This is a genomic window from Aquirufa antheringensis (assembly GCF_023921165.1).
Lineage (GTDB): Bacteria > Bacteroidota > Bacteroidia > Cytophagales > Spirosomataceae > Aquirufa > Aquirufa antheringensis.
On the sequence record NZ_CP049835.1, the window covers coordinates 772,730 to 796,166 of the forward strand.

The 23,437-nt window shown below is 43.6% G+C and carries 27 protein-coding genes; 8 read left to right on the forward strand and 19 right to left on the reverse strand.

Annotated features, from left to right (window positions below):
- Positions 1 to 9 precede the first annotated feature (9 nt).
- The gene (glmM, locus tag G9X63_RS03595) at positions 10 to 1,398 is read left to right on the forward strand and encodes a phosphoglucosamine mutase (protein WP_252624373.1); all 1,389 of its coding nucleotides are present in this window, start codon (positions 10 to 12) and stop codon (positions 1,396 to 1,398) included.
- Positions 1,399 to 2,541: a cysteine desulfurase family protein gene (locus G9X63_RS03600; protein ID WP_130895253.1), complete on the forward strand. Its 1,143-nt coding sequence runs from the start codon at positions 1,399 to 1,401 to the stop codon at positions 2,539 to 2,541.
- On the opposite strand, the gene proS is transcribed toward G9X63_RS03600, so the two are convergent.
- A complete protein-coding gene (gene proS / locus G9X63_RS03605) occupies positions 2,538 to 4,010 on the reverse strand; it encodes a proline--tRNA ligase (protein ID WP_130895254.1) in 1,473 nt (490 codons plus the stop codon). The two genes, G9X63_RS03600 and proS, sit on opposite strands and share 4 nt — an antisense overlap.
- A 118-nt stretch (positions 4,011 to 4,128) precedes the next feature.
- Here proS and G9X63_RS03610 point away from each other — a divergent pair, with 118 nt between their 5' ends.
- Positions 4,129 to 5,055 carry a hypothetical protein gene (locus G9X63_RS03610; RefSeq protein ID WP_252624376.1) on the forward strand — a complete coding sequence of 309 codons (927 nt, stop codon included), beginning with the start codon at positions 4,129 to 4,131 and terminating at the stop codon, positions 5,053 to 5,055.
- A gap of 9 nt (positions 5,056 to 5,064) precedes the next feature.
- Positions 5,065 to 6,618, forward strand: a complete 1,554-nt coding sequence (locus tag G9X63_RS03615) for a hypothetical protein (RefSeq protein ID WP_252624378.1) — start codon at positions 5,065 to 5,067, stop codon at positions 6,616 to 6,618.
- Here the strand turns inward: G9X63_RS03615 and G9X63_RS03620 are convergent.
- Genes G9X63_RS03620 through G9X63_RS03630 form a run of 3 tightly spaced genes read right to left on the reverse strand, consistent with a single transcriptional unit; the run spans position 6,615 to position 8,803 of the window.
- On the reverse strand, positions 6,615 to 7,133 hold the full coding sequence (locus G9X63_RS03620) for a shikimate kinase (protein WP_252624379.1): 519 nt from the start codon (positions 7,131 to 7,133) through the stop codon (positions 6,615 to 6,617). The two genes, G9X63_RS03615 and G9X63_RS03620, sit on opposite strands and share 4 nt — an antisense overlap.
- 6 nt (positions 7,134 to 7,139) lie before the next feature.
- The gene (locus tag G9X63_RS03625; protein WP_252624381.1) at positions 7,140 to 8,222 is read right to left on the reverse strand and encodes a BT_3928 family protein; all 1,083 of its coding nucleotides are present in this window, start codon (positions 8,220 to 8,222) and stop codon (positions 7,140 to 7,142) included.
- A complete protein-coding gene (locus G9X63_RS03630; protein ID WP_130895259.1) occupies positions 8,222 to 8,803 on the reverse strand; it encodes a DUF1599 domain-containing protein in 582 nt (193 codons plus the stop codon). Before G9X63_RS03630 ends, G9X63_RS03625 begins: the two co-directional genes overlap by 1 nt.
- Positions 8,804 to 8,878: 75 nt before the next feature.
- Between G9X63_RS03630 and folP the strand changes: the two genes are divergently transcribed.
- Together folP and G9X63_RS03640 are read left to right on the forward strand one after the other, a co-directional pair.
- The gene (folP, locus tag G9X63_RS03635) at positions 8,879 to 9,748 is read left to right on the forward strand and encodes a dihydropteroate synthase (RefSeq protein WP_252624383.1); all 870 of its coding nucleotides are present in this window, start codon (positions 8,879 to 8,881) and stop codon (positions 9,746 to 9,748) included.
- Positions 9,726 to 10,541, forward strand: a complete 816-nt coding sequence (locus G9X63_RS03640; protein WP_252624385.1) for an aminotransferase class IV — start codon at positions 9,726 to 9,728, stop codon at positions 10,539 to 10,541. Before folP ends, G9X63_RS03640 begins: the two co-directional genes overlap by 23 nt.
- Positions 10,542 to 10,613: 72 nt before the next feature.
- On the opposite strand, the gene mog is transcribed toward G9X63_RS03640, so the two are convergent.
- Genes mog through aroQ form a run of 8 tightly spaced genes read right to left on the reverse strand, consistent with a single transcriptional unit; the run spans position 10,614 to position 16,240 of the window.
- On the reverse strand, positions 10,614 to 11,129 hold the full coding sequence (gene mog / locus G9X63_RS03645; protein WP_252624387.1) for a molybdopterin adenylyltransferase: 516 nt from the start codon (positions 11,127 to 11,129) through the stop codon (positions 10,614 to 10,616).
- Positions 11,107 to 11,898 (reverse strand): tRNA threonylcarbamoyladenosine dehydratase, encoded by a 792-nt coding sequence (locus G9X63_RS03650; RefSeq protein ID WP_130895266.1) that lies wholly within the window; start codon positions 11,896 to 11,898, stop codon positions 11,107 to 11,109. Before G9X63_RS03650 ends, mog begins: the two co-directional genes overlap by 23 nt.
- 2 nt (positions 11,899 to 11,900) lie before the next feature.
- Positions 11,901 to 12,854 carry a glycosyltransferase family 2 protein gene (locus G9X63_RS03655; RefSeq protein WP_130923046.1) on the reverse strand — a complete coding sequence of 318 codons (954 nt, stop codon included), beginning with the start codon at positions 12,852 to 12,854 and terminating at the stop codon, positions 11,901 to 11,903.
- An 18-nt stretch (positions 12,855 to 12,872) separates the two neighbouring features.
- Entirely contained in the window at positions 12,873 to 13,595 is a 723-nt protein-coding gene (locus G9X63_RS03660; RefSeq protein ID WP_252624388.1) for a tRNA1(Val) (adenine(37)-N6)-methyltransferase, read from the reverse strand.
- Positions 13,582 to 14,205 carry a ribonuclease H1 domain-containing protein gene (locus G9X63_RS03665; RefSeq protein ID WP_130895269.1) on the reverse strand — a complete coding sequence of 208 codons (624 nt, stop codon included), beginning with the start codon at positions 14,203 to 14,205 and terminating at the stop codon, positions 13,582 to 13,584. The genes G9X63_RS03660 and G9X63_RS03665 overlap by 14 nt, the downstream gene beginning before the upstream one ends.
- Positions 14,206 to 14,775, reverse strand: coding sequence for a MarC family protein (locus tag G9X63_RS03670; protein WP_130895270.1), 570 nt, complete (start codon positions 14,773 to 14,775; stop codon positions 14,206 to 14,208). It lies immediately after the preceding gene.
- Positions 14,765 to 15,811, reverse strand: a complete 1,047-nt coding sequence (locus G9X63_RS03675) for an aminotransferase class V-fold PLP-dependent enzyme (protein ID WP_252624389.1) — start codon at positions 15,809 to 15,811, stop codon at positions 14,765 to 14,767. The genes G9X63_RS03670 and G9X63_RS03675 overlap by 11 nt, the downstream gene beginning before the upstream one ends.
- Before the next feature lie 3 nt (positions 15,812 to 15,814).
- The gene (aroQ, locus tag G9X63_RS03680; RefSeq protein WP_130895272.1) at positions 15,815 to 16,240 is read right to left on the reverse strand and encodes a type II 3-dehydroquinate dehydratase; all 426 of its coding nucleotides are present in this window, start codon (positions 16,238 to 16,240) and stop codon (positions 15,815 to 15,817) included.
- Positions 16,241 to 16,313: 73 nt separating this feature from the next.
- Here aroQ and xerD point away from each other — a divergent pair, with 73 nt between their 5' ends.
- Positions 16,314 to 17,222: a site-specific tyrosine recombinase XerD gene (gene xerD / locus G9X63_RS03685; RefSeq protein WP_252624397.1), complete on the forward strand. Its 909-nt coding sequence runs from the start codon at positions 16,314 to 16,316 to the stop codon at positions 17,220 to 17,222.
- 58 nt (positions 17,223 to 17,280) lie between these two features.
- On the opposite strand, the gene G9X63_RS03690 is transcribed toward xerD, so the two are convergent.
- The 4 genes from G9X63_RS03690 to G9X63_RS03705 are packed head-to-tail and all read right to left on the reverse strand — an operon-like array spanning position 17,281 to position 20,038.
- On the reverse strand, positions 17,281 to 17,700 hold the full coding sequence (locus G9X63_RS03690; protein ID WP_130923050.1) for a hypothetical protein: 420 nt from the start codon (positions 17,698 to 17,700) through the stop codon (positions 17,281 to 17,283).
- A gap of 3 nt (positions 17,701 to 17,703) precedes the next feature.
- The gene (locus tag G9X63_RS03695; RefSeq protein WP_252624399.1) at positions 17,704 to 18,924 is read right to left on the reverse strand and encodes an alanine dehydrogenase; all 1,221 of its coding nucleotides are present in this window, start codon (positions 18,922 to 18,924) and stop codon (positions 17,704 to 17,706) included.
- A complete protein-coding gene (gene tsaE / locus G9X63_RS03700) occupies positions 18,909 to 19,340 on the reverse strand; it encodes a tRNA (adenosine(37)-N6)-threonylcarbamoyltransferase complex ATPase subunit type 1 TsaE (protein WP_130895277.1) in 432 nt (143 codons plus the stop codon). Before tsaE ends, G9X63_RS03695 begins: the two co-directional genes overlap by 16 nt.
- Entirely contained in the window at positions 19,337 to 20,038 is a 702-nt protein-coding gene (locus G9X63_RS03705; protein WP_130895278.1) for an SDR family oxidoreductase, read from the reverse strand. Before G9X63_RS03705 ends, tsaE begins: the two co-directional genes overlap by 4 nt.
- A 38-nt stretch (positions 20,039 to 20,076) precedes the next feature.
- On the opposite strand from G9X63_RS03705, the gene G9X63_RS03710 reads away from it, so the two are divergent.
- The gene (locus tag G9X63_RS03710; RefSeq protein WP_130895279.1) at positions 20,077 to 20,808 is read left to right on the forward strand and encodes an MlaE family ABC transporter permease; all 732 of its coding nucleotides are present in this window, start codon (positions 20,077 to 20,079) and stop codon (positions 20,806 to 20,808) included.
- Here G9X63_RS03710 and G9X63_RS03715 read toward each other — a convergent pair.
- Genes G9X63_RS03715 through G9X63_RS03725 form a run of 3 tightly spaced genes read right to left on the reverse strand, consistent with a single transcriptional unit; the run spans position 20,805 to position 23,401 of the window.
- A complete protein-coding gene (locus G9X63_RS03715; RefSeq protein WP_252624401.1) occupies positions 20,805 to 21,659 on the reverse strand; it encodes a transglutaminase family protein in 855 nt (284 codons plus the stop codon). The genes G9X63_RS03710 and G9X63_RS03715 overlap by 4 nt on opposite strands.
- Positions 21,656 to 22,381, reverse strand: a complete 726-nt coding sequence (locus G9X63_RS03720; protein ID WP_130895281.1) for a proteasome-type protease — start codon at positions 22,379 to 22,381, stop codon at positions 21,656 to 21,658. Before G9X63_RS03720 ends, G9X63_RS03715 begins: the two co-directional genes overlap by 4 nt.
- A 57-nt stretch (positions 22,382 to 22,438) precedes the next feature.
- Positions 22,439 to 23,401: an alpha-E domain-containing protein gene (locus tag G9X63_RS03725; protein WP_130895282.1), complete on the reverse strand. Its 963-nt coding sequence runs from the start codon at positions 23,399 to 23,401 to the stop codon at positions 22,439 to 22,441.
- Between the last annotated feature and the right edge of the window lie 36 nt (positions 23,402 to 23,437).

Below are 23,437 nucleotides of genomic sequence, written 5' to 3' on the forward strand. Positions count from 1 at the left end.
ATTTTTGTTTTGGCACTAATCAAATCAATCTCAGGCATACGTGGTACCATCGGTGGAAAACCGGGCGAAGGTTTAAGTCCACTCGACGTCGTTACTTTCGCAGCGGCTTATGGTACCTGGTTAAAGAAAAAAGGACATCCATCGAACTCGATCGTGTTAGGTCGTGATGCGCGTATCTCCGGAGAAATGGTCAGTTCCTTAGTAGCGAATACCTTAATCGGTTTAGGCTGGGATGTTTTAGATATCGGTCTTTCTACGACCCCAACTGTTGAATTAGCGGTGCCGTGGACGAAAGCGGCGGGTGGAATCATCATCACCGCTAGCCACAATCCAGCGCAATGGAATGCCTTGAAATTATTGAATAATCGTGGAGAGTTTATCTCGGATCAGGATGGAAAAGACTTATTAACTATCGCAGAAAATCAAGATTTTGATTTTGCGGACGTGATGAAGTTAGGTCAATTAACCCAAGACGATAGCTTTTTACAGCAGCATGTGGATCACGTGTTAGGTTTGAGTTGGGTAAATAAATCAGTGATTGAAAAAGCGAACTTCCGCGTTTTAGTCGATGCAGTGAATTCGACGGGAGGAATCGTGGTGCCTATGTTGTTGAAAGCTTTGGGTGTTCAGCACGTGGATGTGATTTTTGGCGAGGCTACTGGTCATTTTGGTCATAACCCAGAACCACTTCCGGAGAATTTAACGGAGATGATCTCGAAAATGAAAGGCGGAAATTACGATTTAGGAATCGTGGTGGATCCAGATGTGGATCGCCTTTGCTTTATTTCGGAGGATGGGACACCTTTTGGTGAAGAATATACACTTGTGGCAGTAGCTGAATATGTGCTTTCTGTGAAGCTTGGCAATACCGTATCCAATCTTTCTTCTACCCGCGCTTTAGCGGATGTAACCCGCAAAGCAGGTGGCGAATACCACGCGGCAGCGGTAGGAGAGGTGAATGTGGTGACTCAGATGAAAGCGGTGAACGCGATCATCGGAGGCGAAGGAAACGGAGGCGTGATCTTCCCTGAGTCGCATTACGGACGTGATTCCCTGGTGGGGATCGGATTGTTCTTGACGCATTTGGCAAACAAAGGCATCAAAGCATCCGAACTGCGCGCGAGCTATCCGGCGTATGTGATTTCCAAAAACAAAATCGAATTATCCGCTGACCTGAACGTCGATTTAATTCTCGCAACGGTGGCAGAAAAATACAAGAATGAAAATGTAAACACGATCGATGGCGTGAAAATTGACTTTCCAGATCGCTGGGTTCATTTACGCAAGTCGAACACGGAACCGATCATTCGGATTTACGCGGAGGCATCTTCGGAGGCTGAAGCGGATACACTCGCTCAACAAATTATACACGTGATTGAAGAAATCGCAAAAGTTTAAATGTCAGATAAAACACCTATTTACCTAGATAACGCGGCGACTACTTCGGTGGATCCAGCTGTTTGGGCTGAGATGCAGCCTTATTTCGAGAATTTTACTGCGAATCCCTCGTCGATTCACTCCCACGGTCGCCAAGCTAAAGTGGCCGTAGAAAAGGCGCGTAAAACGATCGCCACTTTATTAGGGGCGTCGCCATCGGAGATTTTCTTTACCTCTGGTGGAACGGAAGCGGATAATACGGTCTTGCAATCAGCTGTTTTGCACGGAGGATGCAAGGTGATCATCACGTCGCCTTTAGAGCACCATGCGGTATTGCATACGGCGGAGGCTTGGGCGAAACTCGGTTTAGCGGAATTGAAATTAGTTCGCGTGAATCCGGATGGAGCGATTGATTTAGCGCATTTGGAAGAATTATTAGCTTCTTCAGATAAGGCGATTGTGAGTTTGATGCACGGGAACAATGAGATTGGTAATTTATTGGATTTAAACGCGGTGGGCGACCTGTGCGAGCAATATGGAGCCTTATTTCATTCCGATACGGTCCAAACCATGGGCCATTACAAGCACGACGCCTCAGCCTTGAAAGTGCATTTCATGGTGGGTGCCGCGCATAAATTCCACGGTCCAAAGGGTATTGGTTTCTTGTACGCAAAAGCCGGAACGAAGTTCAGTCCGCTGATGCACGGTGGAGCGCAAGAGCGTAACCAGCGTGGAGGCACGGAAAACGTGTATGGAATGATTGGTATTGCCAAAGCCCTAGAAATGGCCTACTCCGCCATGGACGAGCACGCAACCTACATCAAAGGCTTGAAAGCGTATTTCATCGAAGGTTTACAAAAGCAATTCCCGGGCATTTCCTTCAACGGAGCTTCTGGGGATGTAGAAAATAGTTTGTATACGGTGTTGAACGTGCGTTTTCCATCGGTGGCGGACGGCGACATGTTGTTGTTTCAATTAGATATCGAAAAGATTTCAGCTTCAGGCGGTAGCGCTTGTTCGAGCGGTACTTCGGTGGGTTCACACGTATTGTCGGCCTTGAACCCGACAGCGACGGGTGCGGCCGTTCGTTTCTCCTTTAGTAAAAATAATACCCGAACGGAGATCGATCGGGTATTAGAAGTATTGAAAAATATCGTGTCCTAGTAGGCGCGCGCGAAGATAACTCTGCGGCTGGAAGGTGCTCCTGTTAGGATGCATTTTCCAGCTTCTTCTTTTGCATCTAAAGGAATACATCTGATCGTCGCTTTTGTTAATTCTTTGATTTTCTCTTCCGTCTCAGATGAACCATCCCAGTGCGCAGAAAGGAATCCACCATCTTCGATTTTAGCTGTAAACTCTTCCCAGCTGTTCACCTCGAAGGTATTCGCTGCTCTGAAGTCAAAGGCTTTTTGGTAAATGCTTTTTTGGATGTCTTCCAAGGTATCCACGATCACGTCTTCGATTCCCTCGAATGGCATACTCGTCTTCTCTCTCGTGTCGCGACGTGCTAATTCGATCGTTCCATTTTCCATATCACGGTTACCGATCGCAAGACGTACCGGAACCCCTTTTAATTCGTATTCAGCGAATTTAAAGCCTGGGCTCTGGTTCTCAGCGAAGTCAAACTTCACGGATACTCCGCGAGATTTTAGCGCTTTCACTAATGGATTGATGCGCGCTTTGATATTTTCTAATTGCTCTTCACCCTTATAGATCGGAACGATCACGACCTGAATGGGAGCTAATTTAGGAGGCAAGACTAAACCTTGGTCATCGGAGTGCGCCATAATCAAGGCACCCATTAAACGCGTCGAAACACCCCAAGAGGTTCCCCATACATAATCCAATTGGTTTTCCTTGTTAACGAATTTTACATCGAAGGCTTTAGCGAAGTTTTGGCCCAAAAAGTGCGACGTTCCCGCCTGCAACGCCTTCCCATCTTGCATCATCGCTTCGATGCAATACGTTTCATCCGCACCTGCGAAACGCTCATTCGCCGTCTTAATTCCTTTCAATACTGGCATCGCCATAAAAGTCTCTGCGAATTCCGCATATACCTCTAACATCTGCTCGGTCTCTTCAATCGCCTCTTGCTTTGTCGCATGAGCCGTGTGGCCTTCTTGCCACAAGAACTCCGCCGTACGCAAGAATAAACGCGTACGCATTTCCCAACGTACTACGTTCGCCCATTGATTAATCAATAAAGGCAAATCACGGTAGGATTGAATCCAGTTTTTATAAGAGGACCAAATCACCGTTTCCGAGGTAGGTCTCACAATTAATTCTTCTTCTAATTTCGCGTCTGGATCGACGATCACTCCGCCGCCATTCGGGTCATTCTTTAGACGGTAGTGTGTTACGACGGCACATTCTTTGGCAAAACCCTCCACGTGTGAAGCCTCTTTCGAAAGAAAAGATTTAGGGATGAAAAGGGGGAAATAGGCATTTGTGTGGCCCGTTTCTTTAAACATATCATCCAATGCGCGCTGCATTTTCTCCCAAATGGAATAGCCATAAGGTTTAATGATCATACAGCCTCTCACCGCTGAATTTTCAGCTAGATCTGCTCTCTTCACTAATTCGTTGTACCACTCAGAATAATTGTCCGCGCGGCTTGGTAGGGATTTACTCATAAATTATGTTAAAATCGTCATGTATTGTTCGTTTTTTCGTTTACTTTACGTTTGAAAAATGGAACGTTACAAAGATACGTTTTGTTAGGCTTTTAATTGACATCATCCGCTAAAAACCATGAAAAATCAATCCTTTGCTTATCTAGTGCTAGTGGGATTTGGAATCCTCTCCAGCTGCGTGAATGTGACTAACAATTCTTACGCCACAGATGATTTATACGATGAAGCGAATCGTTCCGTTCAGGTAGCGAAAGCGCAGGCTACGAAAGCCGCTAAAGATAAGAAATACCTCGATTTTCAAGATTTAGCCGAAGATGATGTGGAGGTGATAGAGGAGGAAGAAGGTCTAGCTCAGCGCAATACGGTTAATCCTAATTTGTATCAATCTGCTTATCAGCAAGGACTTTCAGATGGTTTGTACAATAGTCCGTACCTTGGTTATGGCTACCGTTATACACCATTCTCGTATTGGAGCCCATCGTATTCCTATTTCGTGAATCCGTATACCACGTTTAGTTTAGGTATGGGCTATTCATATTTTAGTCCTTATTCAGTTTATAGTCCTTACAATAGTCTTTTTTACGATCCATATTTTTATAGTCCCTACTACAGTCCATTTGGATTTAATTCCTTTTACCGGAATTATAATTATTATGGTCCTGGTGGAAATTATACGGGATACAGTGGTCAATACATGACCAATGATACCCGTGAACGGAAAAATTTTGGGCCGCGGGACGATCGTTCGAATAACCGAAATTCAGGCGGTAATTACACGAATTCTCCTCGTGGGGGTAATAATTCCTATAATACGCAAGGAAATAATTTGCCACGTGTGAATACACAACAGAACAACAGTACGGGTTCTGGTTCTCAACAATATGTGGCACCGCGTCGTAATTCAAATTATGAATACCGTGCAGCTCCGGTAGATGGAGGCCAGAGATCAAATTCCACTTCAACTCCCTCTTATAGTAACCCAAGCTCTGGCGGAGGTTCTAGTTCCGGCGGTGGCGGAGGTGGTTCAAGTCGCGGTCCTCGTTAATTTACGATCATGAAAAAAGCTCTTTTCTTATTTTTCAGCGTTTGTACGCTGAACGTGGCTGTGGCCCAAATCTATACCTATCCTAGTTTAGCGAAGCAATTCTCCACTTCGTATTCAACAGGAACAGCACGTATGCAGGCATTAGGCGGCGCGTCTAGTGCTTTAGGCGCTGATTTAAGCTCACTTACAGGTAATCCCGCTGGTCTTGGTTTTTATACGCGTTCTGAGGTGAACATGAGTCTTGCCTATACCGCTGTTCAAACGAAATCGGTGTATTTGTCTTCGACTGGTGAGGCGTCTGATAATCAATTTCAAATGCCCACACTGGGCATGGTGATTTCCGGAAATTACCTCGGTGGAGGAGATTGGCATGGGGCTTTCGGATTTGGCTATTCGCGTCAAGCAATTTTTATTCAGCCGCTACAGATTTCAGGTACGAATAATCGCAGTTCTTTGCTTGATAATTTCATTGAAAAGGCAAATGATAAAGGAGCCACAGGCGCTTCCTTAGATGAGGAGTATGATAGTTATTCTGGGACGGCATCTTCTGCCGAAGCTTTGGCCTACCAAACGTATTTGATTAATCCTAATTCAGTCACAGGTGGCGCTCCTTTTGAGCGTTTTCAGTCTTTATTGCCTACGAAGCAATATGGATCTGCTTCTAATTCAGGAGCATTAACTTCGTGGGATTTTGCTTATGGTGCGTCCTATCGCGATAAGTTGTATGTAGGTGCAACCCTCCATTTTTCTAAAATTAATGCGAGTTCTTCGACTACCTGGGAGGATGAATTTGTGGGCGCAAAATACGTTTCAGGCTTTCAGTACGCTGAGACCTTACTGACTTCAGGGTCTGGGATTGGGCTAAGTCTGGGAGGAATCTATAAAGTGAATCCATCTTTGCGATTGTCCTTTGCCTTCCGAAGTCCTACGTATTATGATCAGATGAATGAGACGTATGATGCGCGTTTATTCCCTAATGTCATCGGCATTCCGGCCATAGGTTCCACCGGAAATCCCATCACAATTACGAAAGTAAATCCGATGAGACTAACAACAAATGAGTTTACCTACCAGTTTTTAAGTCCGATGAAAGTTTCGGGTGGTTTTGCCTTTTTCTTTTCAAAGAGAGGTTTCTTGACGGCGGACTTGGAATATGTGGGTTTTGGAGGAATGAAAGTTTATTCTGCTGAATTAGGTGGTTCTGCAAATCAAGCATTCCAGACGAAGTACAATGGTCAAATTTCCCGCAATTTCGAAGGTGCTTTAAATGTGAAAGTGGGATCTGAAATACGGGTCTCACCGTCCATTAGTTTACGTGGTGGGGTGGCGATGTTTGGAAGTGGATATGCGCAAAGCTATGACACGATCGATCGTAACGCATTTCAATTTTCGGGCGGGATTGGCTATCGAAAATCAACATTCTATCTAGATTTGACAGCTATTCAACGGACCCAGAAAGATGCCTATACACCGTATACCCTAAAGAATACAGCGGATTTTAGTTCAGCTACATTAGATTTGACGTCCACTCAGCTGATGCTAGGAGGCGGAATCTACTTCTAAACGGGTAAGTATTGATCTAAAAGCCAAAGTAATTGGCTCACAGTAATTTCTCCGTCTACTTGAATATCAGCTTGCTGGTAAAATGGTAAGCGCTCCTCAAAGGTCTTTTTGATGGAGGCGATGACTACTTCCTCGCTTTGGGTCTTATCTAACAAAGGACGATTATTGCCTTGCGCTTTGTACAAACGTTTGGCTAAATCATTTACGTCCACATTTAAAAATACGCTGACCCCATTGGCTTTAATGAAATCCATATTGTCATGAAAGCAAGGTACCCCGCCACCCGTAGCGATCACCATGGATTGATCTGGCTGAAAGCCTCTCAGCGTCTTTTTTTCTATTTCGCGGAAATGTGCCTCGCCAAAATTGGAGAATATCTCCGATACGGTCTTTTGTTCACGGGTTTCAATTAACTTGTCCATGTCCATAAAGGAGTATCCGATATTCTTTGCTAATTCTTTTCCTAAGGTACTTTTACCCGAGGAGGGCATTCCTACTAAATAGATATTCTTCATTCTTTTTTATTCTAGGCTTTGTTGAATTTCATCCGCGGTAGGTAAGGAATAGGAAGACCATTTGCCCTTTACCGTTCCATCCTTTACTAGCCATAATCCTGGGCTAGAGCGAATGATGGTTTTTAATATTTTCGTGTCTGCAGATAAAGCAAGAAACGCTAATTGGTATTTGTGTCGCAAGGCATTAACCTCCGCGTCAGGGGAAGCAGAGACAAGCCAAACAGTGATATTTTTTAAACCCTTTGTCAGTTGCTCAATTTGCGGTATCGCTCCTTCATTCATGTGGTGAATGTTAGGGATGATAATCATCAGTTTAGCGCCTTTAAAGCTCTCTTGTGTATAATTTGTTGTGTCTCCTTCCGCCCAAAATTGGTAGTCGGTGATCAAAGGTTTGGCCTCTTTTTCGTTCGTTGCCTGCATCGAAATGAATTCCGCCGTCGTGTCCGTCGGCATCTCTGTTAGAGTTGTCTCAACACCTTTAATTTTATAGACATAGGTGAATTTTAAGGGCTCCCTTTCCTTCATATTACTAGGAATATGATCACCTACCGCATAGGGTAATCCGTCGCTGATAGGTAAGTGGAAATAGCAGAATGTTCCTAATGCGATGCTAAGGACTGATGTGAGTAAAACCCATTTCCCTGATTTTCTATCTGCCGGTTTTTTAGCGATTAATAAAATGGCCGTTAGAACGAGTAAGAAAACATCCTTTAAGAAGGACGTCCAGGGAGTTAATTTGATTGTTTCGCCAAAGCATCCACAGTCCGTTACCTTGTTGAAATAGGCTGAATAGAAAGTTAGGAATCCAAAGAAAGCAAGGATGCCCACAAAAGCATATAATGTCTGTTTGATGCGGTAATTTAGCGCTAAGGCAACGGCTAAAACGATTTCCAAGCTACTTAATAGGATGGAAAGAACCAGCGCATAAGGAATCCAAAACTGCCAAAAACCGGCCATAAAGGCGAAGTCCACCGAGAATACCTCAAAGTATTCCTCTAGTTTTAGTTGGGTTCCTATTGGGTCGTTTAATTTAATAAGACCTGAGAAGAGGAAAATTCCCACCAATAAAATCTTCGCGATTTTGGTCATTATTGCTGTTGTTGTTGCTGTTGTTGTTCGCCTTTCAATGTAATTAGGCAGAACACGGCGTAATTAAGCATATCTTGGTAATTAGCTTCTACGCCTTCCGAAACCAATGTTTTGCCGTCATTGTTTTCAATTTGCTTTGTGCGGAAGATTTTCATCAAAATCAAGTCCGTCATGCTGCTGATACGCATGTCCCGCCAAGCCTCACCATAATCGTGGTTTTTGTTGCGCAATAATTCTAAGGTAATTTCTACTTGCTCATCGTAAATGCGGCCTAATTCCTCTGGGGCAAATTCCATTTGATCAGAACCTTCCAGTGATTTTTGAATTAAAGCGATGATGCAGTAATTGATAATGCCAATGAATTCTCCCTCGATGCCATCCTCAATTTTTTGCGCTCCTTTTTCTTGGATGCTGCGAATGCGTTGGGCTTTAATGAAGATTTGGTCAGTTAAGCTAGGTAGTCTTAAAATTCTCCATGAAGTGCCGTAATCTTTGTTTTTTTTATCAAACAAGGCTTTGCAGTATGAAATTACTTGGCGATATTCGATTTCGGTTTGGGAAGGCGTTGAGTCCCTATTCATAGATACAGTTTTTAGACGATGCTCACGTTTTTATAGCCTACAAAATTATTTAAATTATCCTAAAATTCACTCGATTTGGACGCTCTTTTTTCCACAGGTCAAACAATCCGTTTAAATGGGCAATTGCTTGATTTTTCGAAGCCCCAAATCATGGGAATTTTGAACATTACCCCTGATTCTTTTTATGAGGGAAGCCGCGTTTCATCGGTTGATTTAGCCTTGAAACAGGCTTCTGATATGATCGCTGCCGGTGCCCTGATTTTGGATATTGGCGGACATTCGACTCGACCCGGAGCAGCATCGGTGAGTCCACAGGAAGAAATAGATCGGGTTTGTCCCATAATTTCTGCGATTTCGTCGGCCTTTCCTACTGTCATTATTTCTATCGACACCTACCGAGTGGCGGTTGCAAAGGCTGCTATAGCGGCTGGCGCACATCTGTTTAATGACATCGGTGCAGGTCAAATGGACGAAGGTGTGTTCGATTACATCGTTGAAAATCAAGTTCCTTATATTCTGAGCCATAGCGTAGGACGATTCGACCAGGTACACGAAGTACCAAACTACCAAAACGTAGTAGCAGAGGTATTGCACAATTTATTGCCAAAAGTCCAAGAGTTGCGCTCACGCGGCTTCAAGGATTTGATTGTGGATCCAGGCTTTGGCTTTTCTAAATCAATAGATCATAATTATCAATTATTAGCTCATTTACGCTCTTTTAAATTATTAGGGGCTCCCATCTTAGCAGGGTTGTCGCGCAAGACCATGATTTGGAAAGAATTAGGTGTTACGGCAGATGAGGCATTAAATGGATCCTCCGTTTTACACACCGTTGCTTTATTGCAAGGAGCCTCTATCTTGCGCGTCCATGACGTGAAGGAGGCCCAAGAAACCATACATTTAGTCCAAAAACTACAACAAAATGGCATATCCCATTTATTATAAAGGCCAATGGCAAGATCCTGAAAAAGTGACTGTGTCCGTTAAGGATGTCGGTTTTTTACGCGGTTTTGGCATCTTCGATTTCTTCCGAATCATGGATGGAAAGCCCATTTTTATGTCGGATCATTTGGATCGTTTTTTGAGTTCGGCTTCGAAAATGGGTTTGTCGCATAGCTATTCTAAAGAGTCGCTGGCTGCGTTAATTCATGAGATTGCGTCGCTTTCCGTCGATCCTTGCCTGGGAGTTAAGTTGGTTTTAACGGCTGGATTTAGTTTAAATGGATTCGATCCGGTAGGGGAGTCTGAATTGTATATTTTTCCGAGTGTCTTCGCGTTTGCCGAGCCTACCGCTGGAATGCGTCTAATGAGTCGCGAGTACAAGCGTGAAATGGCGGATATTAAATCGTTGAATTATGCCTTCGCTTTACGGGAAATGCCTGCGGTTCGAGCTGCAGGTGGCGATGATTTGATCTATCACACACCTGAGTTCGGCGTTTCAGAGTCCTCACGCTCTAATTTGTTTTATGTCAAAGACGGGGTTATTCACACACCCGAAGACCATATTTTAGAAGGAATCACCCGTAAAAAGGTGATTGCTTTAGCTTCCACTGAGTTCAAAGTTCGAGTAGGCGCCTGCACATTAGCCGATTTTATGAATGCGGACGAAGTATTTACTTCGGGTAGCACGAAACGTGTCTTGCCTATTTTCTCCATTGATGGGAAACAGATAGGAGATGGGAAGAGGGGGAAAGTGACGGAGAGGCTTTATGGGATGTTGTTAGCTAATGAAGAATAAGAGTAGAGATTATAGAGTAGAGAGTATAGATTTTTATCTCTTATCTCTTATCTCTACTCTATAATCTATACTCTACTTTGGCCTAAAAGCCTTCATATTCTCCTCCCTACACTCTAAAAATGGTCCACCAATTAGATCGATGCAATAAGGGATGGCTGGGAAAACAGCCTCCAAGCATTGTCTGATGGCTTTCGGTTTTCCTGGTAAATTTAGAATTAACGTTTGATTGCGAATGCCCGCTGTTTGGCGACTTAGGATAGCGGTAGGAACGTATTGCAAGCTGACTGAGCGCATTAGTTCGCCGAAACCTGGCATCATCTTTTGGCAAACTGACTCTGTCGCTTCTGGGGTGACATCGCGCAGGGCTGGACCTGTTCCTCCAGTGGTGACAAGCAGGCAAACCTCTTCTGACATTGCGATCATCTTCGCCTCGAGCTGGTCTTGTTCGTCGGGAACGACGGCGTACACCACCTCGAAATCGGATTCGAGGTATTCTTTTAATAATTCGACTACGGCCTTGCCAGGAATATCTTCGTAGATACCCGCGCTAGCCCGGTCAGACACATTAATGACGCCTATTTTGATCATTTTTTTTGGGTAATTTAAGTTTCTTCTCCATCGGTATGGGTTCGTCTAATAGATCGCGAATGACGATGGATGCGACTACGCCTCCGAAGGCGGCTGGTAAATAAGAAATCGTTCCATAAGCGGACTTCTTAAAATTACTTCCGTCAGTCAGAATAAGTGATTCGTCTTTGACTTTTTCCAAAGAGAACACCGCTTTAATCCCTTTGCCTACTCCCATCTTGCGAATACGCTTGCGCACTAAAGAGGCTAAATAGCATTCGCGGGTATTCAGGAGATCAGCTGTTCTAATTTGGGTGGGATCCATTTTTCCGCCTGCTCCCATGGAGCTTGCGATTTTAAATCCCAAGTCATAAGCTGTTTTTAGCAAGGTGACTTTAGGGGTTACGGAATCGATACAGTCCATGACGTAATCGAATTTCGTCGTTTCTAACAAGTTCTTCGCCTCTTCAGGACTTAAGAATTGTTCGATTGCCGTTAATTCAAGAGCTGGGTTGATGGCTAGTAGGCGTTCGGCCATGATTTGGGCTTTAGAAACCCCATGGTTTGTCGCTAAAGCGGGTAATTGTCGGTTACGGTTCGTAGGATCGACTACGTCTCCATCCACGATGGTCATTCGGCCTACACCAGAACGCGCGATGAATTCAGCGGCAAAGGAGCCTACGCCCCCTAATCCGACAACTAAAACGTGTGATTTTTGTAATTTATCGATCCCATCCGGTCCGATCAAGAGTTCAGAGCGGCTTAGCCAGCTTAGATCATTGTTTGGCATAATTAGGATATTTCTTCCTTGATTTGATAATTCGTCGTCTTATCTGAGTTCGTAATCAATAACTCTCCGATAAAACCGGCTAAAAAGAGCTGTACACCCAGTATGATGGCCACTAGCGCTAAAAAGAACAGCGGATTGTCTGTGACATTGCGGTACTTTAAATTATAAGCAATGTTATAAATTTTAACACCCATTAAATAGATGGTCAAACCAGAACCCGTTAAAAAGGACAAGATTCCTAGGCTTCCAAATAAGTGCATCGGACGTTTGCCAAAAATCTGCACAAATGAAATCGATAACAGATCCAAGAAACCATATAGGAAGCGCTCTAAACCAAATTTAGTCACTCCATACTTGCGCGCCTGGTGTTGAACTACTTTCTCGCCAATCTTCGTAAATCCGTTCCATTTCGCTTGAACCGGAATGTAGCGGTGCATTTCACCGTACAAACGTAACGTTTTCACTACTTCAATTTTATAGGCTTTCAAGCCGCAATTGAAATCATGTAAATGAACGCCTGACAATTTGCGGGTTGCTGCATTGTATAATTTGGTTGGAATCGTCTTCGAAATAGGATCAAAGCGCTTCTGTTTCCAGCCTGAAATCAGGTCGTAATTTTCTTCGGTAATTAAGCGATATAATTCTGGGATTTCATCTGGGGAATCCTGTAAATCGGCGTCCATCGTGATCACCACTTGGCCAGAAGCCTTGCTGAATCCTTCGTGAAGAGCTGCCGATTTGCCATAATTACGCGCGAAAGAGATGGCTATAATCGTGCTGTACTGCGTGGATAATTGCTTTAAAACCTCCCAGGAATTGTCGTTACTGCCATCGTTTACGAAGATCATTTCGTAAGAAAATGCATTTTCTTTCATCACTCGATCGATCCAAGAACATAGTTCTGGAAGCGATTCGGCTTCGTTATAAAGAGGGACTACGATGGATAGCTGTAACATACGAGCAAAAATACAAAATTATTGCGAAGGAAAGATGATATAATAGGGTCTTAATAATTCGATGAACTCCGGGCTGTATTCCCCTAGTTCTGTTTTGATATTTATTCGGTCCTGTTTGATTGGATTATTTTTCCTAGATCCGTTCGCCATTACGCGTAATACGGGGCTAGAGGGGGTGGAATGGATGGTTACCTTTTCATGTAAGAATAGCCCATTTACCTGTAGAGATTGTTCGAATTGGGCCAAAACATCTTCCGGATACAGCACCGCAAATTCTCCCTCTTTTGTTAGTAGTCGATCAATGGAGGCTGCTAAATCTACCGGACTTAAATGATCCGCATGAATCGCCATGTGTTTTGCTTCATCCGAAGCCGCGAGGTGATTTGTAAAAAAAGGTGGATTAGAGCAGATGAAATCGAATTTTTCTTCTGACTTAAATGTTAAAACGTTCGCTTCGATGGCTTGCAGGCGTTCTTTAAAAGGACTGCTATTGAAATTTTCGGAAGCAATTTTGGCCACTTCGGGGTGAATTTCAAGTGCTTTCGTCGAACAAGTGGGATTGGCCTGTGCGAGCATGGAAGCTAACAAACCACATCCCGTTCCAATATCTAGACAATTACCCCGTGCCTTCATAGAAGCCCAAGCGCCAAAAAGACAGGCCTCCGTACTAATCTTCAATCCCGGATTACCGTGATGTAGCGAAAATTGTTTGAACTCAAAAGTAGATCTATTTTCGGCCATAATCCGCCGGATTTTCACCCCAGTCCTCCGTTTCCCATTTCAGAACTTTAGTCGTGTAATGGTTACTTTTTAACCACGCGATGGCATTATCGACCATCTGGAATAGTTCTTCCGTTCGTGCATTGCGCTCAAGATTCGTTTTGATCGCTCTGTTTCTTACCCAAGCAATAGCCGTTCTCGAATCTGAATACAAAGGATAGGGACAATCTAATTTCTTTAAATAGGCCAGACCGTGAACAATGGCCAAAAACTCACCTAAGTTAACGGTGCCTTCTGGAAAGGGACCGCGCGCAAATAACACTTCTTTCGTTTCTGTATTTACGCCTTGGTATTCCAATTTACCTGGATTGCCTGCGCAGGCAGCATCCACCGAAATACTTGGAACAACAATTTTAGCCGCGTTTAAGCGAGGCGTTTTCGTCTTAGAAGCAGGAGATACGCTGGCCCAATAATTCTTTTTAGCCGCGCTTTCAGCTTCGGCTTTCGATTCAAAAGACTTGTATTGCGCACCCGCATAGCCTTTGATGTTCTTTTCGGTCTCCGCCCAAGAATCAAAGATTCCTTTCTGATGACCCGCCCAAATCACGTAATATTTTTGTTTTTTGGCCATCTACATCAAACGTGATTTAAAGATTTTAATCGCGATCGCAATCAAAATTACCCCGAAAATCTTGCGCAAAATCTGCGTCCCTGCATTTCCTAGTTTCTTCTCAATCCAGACACTAGAACGCAAGACAATGTAAATGAATACGAGGTTAATGAAGATACTGATAATGATGTTTTCCTCTTCGAACTGTGACTTCAAGGAAATTAAAGTCGTCATCGTTCCCGCTCCAGCGATGATAGGGAAGGCTAATGGTACAATGGAATGCGTATTAGTCTCGATTTCTTCACTTTTGAAAATGTTTCGACCAAGCGTCATCTCCATACCGATGAGGAAGATGATCAAGGCCCCCGCCATGGCGAAGGAATTAGTATCGACCCCTAATAAATGGAGGATGAATTTTCCGGCAAAAAAGAACCCGATCATGATGATTCCCGAGGCTAAAGTCGCCTGTCCAGGATGTATATCTCCATTTTTTTTACGCAATTCGATGATAATGGGAATGGACCCTAAGATATCAATCACGGAAAAAAGGATCAGCGAGGAGGATAAAATCTCTTTTGAGTTAAAGTTCATATTGTATGGTTTGGATGAGTGTTTCAATATCTTCAAACGTATGGCTGGGGAAGTTTGCAATACGGAAACTGGTTTCCTTCCAAGCGCCATAGCCTTTTCCTAGTTCTATCCCTTTTTTTAAGCAGAGTTGATGCAACTGCTTAATCTTACCTGGGTCCCCTGTTAAGGCCAAAACCGTAGGCAAACGCAACGCTGGGTTCTCTATTAAATAGCTAAAATCAGGTTGATTGTCCCAGAAATTCGTCCACAATTTCATTTTAGCTAAAGTGGCAAGATGTACTTCTGATAACGAAGGCAGCTGCTGCGTTAATCGGTAAACTAGGTAAATACTCAACACATTCGGTGTCATTTGCGTCTGAAACATTTTTCTGTTTTCTTCCAAAAACAAAACATCGTTATAATGCGTCGATCGATTTAGTTCTTTTGCCCTAGCTAATGCCTTGGGAGAACAAATGAGTAGGCCCATTCCCGCTTGAATTCCGATGCATTTCTGTACGGATGCTAACCAAACATCGGCTTCATCCCACGGCAATTCAATTCCGCCCATTGAGGAGGTGGCATCCACGGCGATTAGGGCGTCTTCGGTTAATTGAAAATCAGCTCTTCGTATTTGCTGGCCGGTCCCATTCGAAGTTTCACTTTGAACTAGACATAGCGTATCTCCCTTGATAGGACCTAGTTGAAGGCCGATTTCTGCTAAGCTTTGGTCTAAAGAGAACTCAATAGATTCTGCGGTGGATGCCGCATAATGCGCCCATTTTTTTCCAAAGGCTCCATTATATACGTGAGTTGATTTTTCTCTAACAAGGGATTGAATGACAATCTCCCAAGCCTCAGTAGCGGAAGAAACGAAATAGATGGTATAATTCGATGGGATATTCCATTTCTGATGAAGCACCTCAAATGTAGCCTCGAGCAGTTTTTCGAATCGCTCACTTCGATGGTTGATGCTGACAATACCCTGCTCAAAAGCCTCTTGAATGTATCCAAGGGCCTCTGGATGAACCTTAGAGGGGCCAGGGTAGAAGGATAACATGGTTTAAAGGAAAGAATAAAGGCCTAATTCATAACCGCGCAAGCCTAAACCGACGATGATTCCCTTTGCTTTAGGACTTAAATAACTGTGGTGGCGGAACTCTTCTCGTGCGTGAACATTTGAAATGTGAATTTCAATCACGGGTGTTTTGATGGCTGCTACTGCGTCGCCTAAGGCCACCGAAGTGTGTGTATACCCTCCCGCATTGAATAAAATGCCATCATAGGTAAATCCCACTTCGTGCAATTTATTAATTAAAGCTCCCTCTTCGTTGGATTGGAAGTAAGAGATATCTAGTTGCTGGCCGAATTTATCTTGTAAGATTTCCAAAAACTGCTCGAACGTCTGTGCCCCATAGATTTCTGGTTCTCGTGTGCCTAATAAATTCAAATTAGGACCATTCAGGATTAATATTTTCTTTCTTACCATATTTAAAAAGGGACATGCGGTGTAAAAATACGTAATTACTTTAAATTTACGGGATTCATAGCACAAAATGTATATGTGGGAGACAGAAATCCAGTCTTTTGGTGATTACTTGAAAATAGAGCGTGGCTTATCTAAGCACTCCCACGAAGCCTATTTACGGGATATCCAAAAGCTGTCCACCTATCTATCTATTGCTCCTATTGCGATTAGCGAGGTAGAGGAATCTCATATTTTGGCCTTCTTAAAAGACCTACATTCCTTAGGTATCGAAGCAAGCACCCAATCGCGTACTCTATCGGGCATCCGTGCTTTCTTTCAATTTCTCGTGTTCGACGGCACGCTAAAAGCAGACCCCACCGTTCACGTAAAAAATCCCCAGATGGGGCGCAAATTACCCGACACCCTCTCTTTCGACGAGATTACGGCTATACTTGAACAGGCAGATCTCTCTAGTCCGGAAGGGGTACGAAATCGAGCAATGCTGGAATTTTTATATGGGGCCGGTTTACGCGTTTCTGAATTAATTGGCCTAAAAAGAGAAGATATCTACGAAGATCAAGGCTTCATCAAAGTCCGTGGAAAGGGCGACAAAGAGCGTTTGGTTCCCGCTGGCCGCGATGCATTCAAGTATTTGAATTTGTATTTGGAATCAGTTAGGCCATCTGTGCCCGTCAAAAAAGACGCCACCCATTTCGTTTTTCTAAACCGCCGAGGTTCAGGATTAAGCCGGGTGATGGTTTTCTTGATTTGCAAAGACCTCGCCGCGAAAGCAGGCATCACGAAAGTAATCAGCCCCCATACCTTTCGCCATTCATTCGCAACGCATTTAATTGAAGGCGGAGCTGACTTGCGCGCCGTTCAGGAGATGTTAGGCCATGAATCGATCTTAACGACGGAGATTTATACCCACTTGGATCGGGCGTATTTAACGCAGATGGTGCAGGATTTTCATCCGTTTTCCAAAATAGATAAGAGATTATAGAGTGTAGAGTAGAGATAAATAACCGTATCTATACTCTCTACTCTATTATCTATAATCTTTACTCTCTAATTTCCGACCCCTCCTCTGGAAAAGGAATAAACACAAAATTCGTAAACTGTCCATCCACCACAAAAAGACAAGCGAATTCTTCGATATCTTTGAAGTTTTGGACGAAGAGCTCCATGTTCTCTTCTGCGATGAGTTTACGCTGCACAAATTCTTCCATCATCGAAGCATGGTAATTCCACTTATTTTCGTGCAATTCACCTACGCCGATCAGTTTTTGGCCGATTTCGATGGGACGTTGGGAGGTCACGAAGATGGGGAAATCGGAGAATCCTCGTTTTTTGATTTGGTAAGACGCCTCTTTCAGGGCATCGGCTACTTTGATGAAATCAGAGGAAATGAGACCTAAGTATTTTCCGTTTAAGTCCGGGGAATTAGGCGCGTTTGAAAGGGCTGTGTAATCTTCGATCATGATTTAACTCTTACTTAGTAATAATAATTGAATGTCTTTGACAGGTTTGTGGAACAATTTTCCGGTGCTTGGTTGTGTTACGAAGCCGCGGTAGCAGAATACGCCTTTCATGAAGGATTTTCCTTGCCAAAGCATTTCTTCCACCCCCCCGGTCTTCCCCGCCTTCAAGATGAAAGACGTCATGAGGTTGCTCATCGCTAAACTAGCGGTGTGAGCCACAAGGGATGGGATGTTAGGAACACAGAAATGAGTGATGCCGTATTTTTCGAAGGTGGGTTTTTGAATCGTACAAGGCTCTGAAGTCTCAAAACAGCCGCCTTGGTCAATACAAACATCCAGAATCAACGTTCCAGGTTTCAGCTTGCTCACCATTTCTTCCGTCACGATGCAAGGAGTAATTCCGCTGTCTGAACGCAAGGCACCTACGATGATTTGGGCTTCTTGTAAAGCTTTAGCTAGATTTTCCGAATCAATCACCTGCGTGACGATGGGGAATCCCAGCGCCGCTTTTAGGCGTTGTAACTTATAAATGTCTTTATCGAAAACTTGGAACTGAATTCCTGCGCTCGCTGCCGCTCGCGCCACTTGCTCCACCACCTGACCCGCACCTAACAGCACTAGATTACATGGAGGAACACCTGTGACATGCCCTAACAGCAATCCATTTTTCTTTTGAATTAAATCGGTGGCTATCGGCAAGATCAATTGTCCGGCTATTTCTGCCATTATTTTAATGAAAGGAAAGCCGCCGCCATTGTCTTCGACGAATTCTAGGCCGATGGCCATCAGCTTTTTGGCATTCATCGCATCGATTAATTCGGATGACAAATGCTGGTACGAGGCACTCGAAATAAAGGCTTGACCTTCTTTCATGCGCGCGATTTCTGCGATGGTAGGAGGGGTAATTTTTAAAGTCAACGCACTTTGCCAAATCATCGCCACATCCTCACTCACACTCGCGCCGGCTAATAAATAGTCAGAATCGCTGAAGCCTGCACGTTCACCAGCCCCTTTTTCGATCACAATTTCGTGGCCATTATTGGTTAATAAGGCAACGGCTTGTGGGCTTAAAGAAATGCGGTTTTCGTTGGGATCGGATTCCTTAGGTAGACTGATTCGGATGCTTTGGGCATTCTGCTTTGTCCAAGCCATCGCCTCTAAAGGGGCGATGCCCTGTTTTGAAAGTAAATCCTGAAAGGGATTGTGCTCTAGTATCTTCGCCATACGACTTCTAATTTACGGTGCGCGTCATCGACGTGGGAGACGTTTAGTTCTAGATGTTCAAAGGTCCAAAACTCCTCCGCCTGCTCTGGCCATTCCACTAAACACAAGTGCCCAGAGTCTAAATATTCTTCTAATCCGATGTCAAAAGCCTCTTGTGCGTTCTTCAATCGGTATAAATCAAAATGATAAACGGGATTACCTTTGCCATCCACATATTCATTTACGAGTGAAAAGGTGGGGCTTTGAACAGATTGCGCCACTCCTAATTGGTGGCAAATCTCCTTAATTAAGGTTGTTTTACCAGCACCCATTTCACCGCGAAATAACCACACATTGGGGTAGTCTTTCGTCTCACGAATGAGGCTAGCGGCTATTTCAGGCAGTTCCGTGATGCTGTATTTATCCCAGGGTCTCATAGCTCGATGTCCCCTAATTGTGGTCTGATGAGTATTTCTTCTAAAACCGTGGACGGATTCATCGTATAAGCCGAATAAATCGTCGATGCGACATCGTCTGCGGGTATAAAGCGCGACTCAGGCAATTCTACGCCATCCCAAGCGGGTGTTAAAGTAGCCCCAGGTAAGATGGCTGTCACTTTGATGCCTTGCAGTTTCGTTTCTTCGCGTAAGACTTTAGTAAAACCTAATAAGGCAAACTTACTGATGCAATACGATCCACCGGCTGTGTAAGCCGTGATAGATGCCGTAGAGCAGATGGTGAAAATGTGGCCTGATTTTTGGGCTTGCAAGGTAGGTAATACGGCGCGCGTTAAATGATAGGCGCTATATAAATTAGCTTCGATTTGACGTTCTAAGACGCCATCCTCTTCGTTTTGGATTTGACCCGGCATAAAAAATCCAGCGTTGTTGATCAGGACATCAATGGTTTTGGTTTGGCCTAAAACCCATCCTGCAAAGTCCTGGCACTGTTTTTTGTCACTTAAGTCTGCGACAAACGTATGCAGTGAAGTTGAATTGAATTCAGCCGAAAGGGCTTTCAATTTCTCGCTTGTTCGCGAACACGTAAATACGGTAAATCCTTCTGAAAGGAATTTTTTTACCAACGCTTTGCCAATTCCCTGGCTACCCCCACTAATTATAACCGTTTTGTTCATTATCTTTGATAAATATCGATGTGTAATATACCAATCAGATGTCAAAATTAGGCAAATATTTAATCTTCCTGGGTAAGCTTTTTACAAATCCAGAAAAATTTCGGGTTTATCTCGCCTTGACATTTCAAGAATGTGTGGATATCGGTATTAATTCGGTCTTGATTGTGGCGATTGTGTCCACCTTCTTAGGGGCTGTGACTTGCGTTCAAACCGCAGCGAATATGGATAACCCTTTTGTTCCGCAATACATTATCAGCTTAATTGTTCGAGATTCAACCATTTTAGAAATGGGGCCTACCATTACCTGTGTCGTTTTAGCAGGTAAAATTGGTTCCAATATCGCAGGTCAATTAGGAACAATGCGCATCACGGAACAAATTGATGCGCTTGAAGTGATGGGAATTAATTCTCGCTCCTATTTAGTCTTACCTAAAATCATCGCTGCGATGATTACTTTCCCTATGCTTGTGACGCTTGCATGCTTTTTAGCGATCTACGGAGGCTATTTAGCGGGATGGTTAACGGGAGCCATCTCTCCGCAAGAATACATTCACGGATTGCAATTCCAATTCAAAGGCAACTATATGATTTTTGCATTGACGAAATCAGTGGTATTTTCCTTTTTGATTGTCACGATTTCTGCCTTCAAAGGATTCTATACAAAAGGTGGTGCCTACGAAGTAGGAACGGCGAGTACTGCCGCAGTAACCAATTCGTGTATTGCGATTTTGATTGCGGATTATCTTTTGGCCCAATTATTAGTCGGCTAAATTCTTTCAATAAATACGTTGGTAGTTAATAAGGAGCTTGCGGCACCTCGATACGATCCGTAAACAGGCGTAATCTCCTCCGGTAAACAAGAGGCGGCTAGTGGAATGTGATTCCCAGAAACGACCTCGTGCTGCGTAGGATCGTAGCCTCTCCAGCCACCACCAGGCAAATAAACCTCCACCCAAGCATGTAAATGATGCGTTTGGTTAGGGACATCAACAGGCGCAACACCGATGTAATAGCCGGAAACAAATCGCGTAGCCAAGCCCATGGCTCGACACAGGGCAGAAAATAAGACCGCATAATCTCTGCAAGATCCCTTGCGATTAATCAGCGTAAATTCCGGGGTATTGGGATTTCCTTCTTCGCGAATTTCGTAAGCAAAATTGGTAAAGATGAACTCATTCAATGCAGAAAGATAGGCGGATGTGCTGTAACGAACCCCGGATGCGATCTGCCTAGCCATTTGTTCCACATGAGGGGTAACGCCTTCTAAGCCTAAATAAGGGCTGAGGGTTTTTTGGTAAGAACGGGAATAGGAGATGGGTAGGGATTTGCTTTCAAAAGGAAAGTAAACAAAATCAAAAGGATTAAATTCTGTCGTTTCCACCGTGGCCTTCATTTCGATTTCTAAGAAATTCGTTGACTCTTTGAAGAACAAGATATTTTGAATATTTCCCTCTGGATCCAGGTTTTTAGATACCTGTACAGGGTTGGGTTGGATGTCTAATAGGAAATCTTGAACCGTTAAAAGCGCGCTTTTTCGTGGGTGTAAATAGAGGACATGAGGATCCAAAGTGACCGACTCACTGTAATCATACCGTAGTTTATGCTGGATGCGAGCGATCATTTCGAAGGTGAAATTAACTCTTTCATCCATCCCTCATCAATTCCTGCGAGCGATTTTCGCAAGGCTTCATTCCAATCATCAGAAATTGCTTGCATGTCTTTCTTGTATAAACGGACTTCTTTCGCCTTGAAACTTCCTTTTTCGTAAACGACCACATCGATTGGATAATCGACATCGTTCGCACTGACTTGGGTGGCGTCAAAAGATAAGAAACCCATCTTCAAAGCCTCTTTGAGCGAGGTTTCATGGGTTAAATTGCGATTCAATAAAGGTTTGCCGTAATTAGAATTACCAATAATCTGGTATTTTAATCCATCATTTATCTCAATCCAATTGCCTTCCGGGAAGATTAAAAATAGCTTGTGTTCGCTGTCCTTAGGCATTTGCCCGCCCACTATGGCATGTAGATTGAAAGCATAACCTTCTTTTTCTAAAGTTTCGCGATCTTCTGCAGCCACTTGTTTTAGTTTCTGGCCAAAGGACGTAGCCGCCTGAAACATATAATCATAACTTTCTTCCTCATCCTCTATGGCTTGATTAAAGTAGGTTACCGCCTTGTCGCGCACTGAACGCAATCCTGCGGTCATGATGAAGAGTGAATGATTTTTGATCTCATGAATGGAGATTTTCTTATTTGAATACACTTCATTACCTGCGGTAATACGCGTATCGGCAATCGCAATCAATCCTTCTTTAACAGTAATTCCTAAACAATATGTCATATGATGAGGGTGGCAAATGGGAGCGCAATATTACACTAATTTTATCAAATAGCCGGCTTAATTGACCGGCTTTAAGTCAAAATAAGTATCGTGTATGGTCTGCCCGATATCATTGTTTGAGCTTTGAAAAGCATCCAAAAACTGGTGCAGTCCCGTATTCAATATGTCCTCGATTTCTGTGAATTGTACTTCAGAAAGAATCTTAGAGAGTTTTTTCTCGGCTAAATTCGAATACCCGTGGTCAAACGAGGTGCCTGAAATGGCATATAGCGATTGTTCTGCCTCCGTTAGACAATGAACGACTGAACGCGGAAATCCTTTGTCTAAGATCAAAAACTCCACAATATTCGTGGGATTCACCACCTTGTATTGCTGGCGAAACATATTGTAGGCCGAAACGGATTTTAAAACAGACGACCATAACAAAAGATCTAAGGGAGATCCCACTGCATCTACATTAGGTAAAAGCGTAAAATACTTTACGTCTAAAAAACGCGTCGTTTTATCTGCTCGTTCTAAAAGTTTTCCTAATTGACCAAAATGCCAGCCTTCCCCACGGGTAATCGTCGAATCGACAATGCCGTAAAATAACTGACTTCCGGATTTGATTTCCTCTAAAAAACCTTGGTATCGGGCTAACTCCCAGCTTTTACTTCCTTCTACACGGTCCTTTACTTTCCAATAGATTTGGTTCACATACTCCCACATCTCTTTTGAAATACTCTCGCGAATCGTGCGGGCATTTTCACGCGCGGAATATAAACAAGAGAGAATCGAGTTCGGATTGTTAACATCGAATGTCATAAAATACAAAACGTTCTCACGATTTGCCTCTGGATAATGCTCGAAGAAATTGTAATGATCTGCCGTGGCCACGATTAATGGCTCCCATTGTTCCGGGACATTCGGGGGTAAATCTAGGGCAAGGTTGAAATTCACCGAGATGAAGCGGGCATAATTGTCAGCTCTCTCGATGTACCGGTTCATCCAATAGATGGAATTGGCTACACGACTTAACATAGGCTATAAATTTTTCTAAAATGCTTGATATCTTAA